This is a genomic window from Frankia sp. CoWAU3 (assembly GCF_977971855.1).
The window spans coordinates 2,955-3,865 of sequence record NZ_CDWWXB010000298.1 but is presented as its reverse complement, the minus strand read 5'-3'; the positions used below and the strand labels follow the sequence as shown (position 1 = coordinate 3,865).

Sequence of the window (911 nt, the reverse complement as noted above, 5' to 3'; positions counted from 1 at the left end):
AACAGTGGATTAGGCACGGTGGATTCCGGTGACCGTCGCACCGTGCGGCTGCTCTTGGCCCTACTCGTCGTCGTGAGCGCCGTGGCCGCGTTCGCCGTCGGCGGTCTGATCGCGACGTCCGGGTTACGGGTGAGCTGGGGACGCGCCGAGGGCGCCGCGGCAGCGGCTGACCTCGCCATCGCCAAGGACGGCTCGCTGCCAGCGGCGATCGGCAGGCTGGGCATCGGCGGCGGCTCGGATCCCTCGTCACTCACGGATCCCTCGTCACTGACGGCGGGCCCCTCCCTGAAGAGCGGGCCTTCGCCGGCCACCGCGTCACCGACGCCGACGGAGGCGGAGGCGGAGGCGGAGGCGGGCGGGGCGAAACACCCGGTGCCAAGCCCGGTGCCGAGTGGCGAGTACCCGCCTACACCCACGGCACCGAGCCCGCGACACAGCTGCACGGCCCCGGCCACCTCCGCACCCGGGGGGTCGGGCGCCCCCATCCTCATCTACCCATTGTGCTGATATCCGTTGTGTCGATATCCCTTGTGCTGATATCCGTCGTGCCGAGCTATCCGCCGGATCCGGGCCGCCAGTCGGGCGAGCGGCCGGTGAGGGCCAGCAACCTCGTCCACTCGTCGGCGTCATCCGGGACCGGCACCGGGCGGGCGAAGACGCCGGCAGCCCGCCAGGCGTCGATCTGCGACGCCAGGTGCTCGTGGACCCGGTGCACGAGGTCCCGGTCAGAGCCGACACCCACCACCGACGAGGTGTCACCGGCCCGCCTGCCGTGCATGTCGATCGCCCGCGCCGGATCCCAGCCATGGATCAGTAGATCGGCGGTCAACTGGAAAGCGTACTCGCTCGCCGGCGTGGGGGTCGATCAGGGGACCACGGTTTGTTGCCAGGGTGGCGGTCTGCTGCTGCCT

Annotated in this window: 2 protein-coding genes; one reads left to right on the top strand and one right to left on the bottom strand. The window is 71.2% G+C overall.

Annotation, left to right across the window (positions count from 1 at the left end; genetic code table 11):
- Positions 1 to 18 precede the first annotated feature (18 nt).
- The gene (locus tag AC08ON_RS17490; RefSeq protein ID WP_476617377.1) at positions 19 to 507 is read left to right on the top strand and encodes a hypothetical protein; all 489 of its coding nucleotides are present in this window, start codon (positions 19 to 21) and stop codon (positions 505 to 507) included.
- A 46-nt stretch (positions 508 to 553) separates the two neighbouring features.
- On the opposite strand, the gene AC08ON_RS17485 is transcribed toward AC08ON_RS17490, so the two are convergent.
- Positions 554 to 829: a DinB family protein gene (locus AC08ON_RS17485; RefSeq protein ID WP_476617376.1), complete on the bottom strand. Its 276-nt coding sequence runs from the start codon at positions 827 to 829 to the stop codon at positions 554 to 556.
- Between the last annotated feature and the right edge of the window lie 82 nt (positions 830 to 911).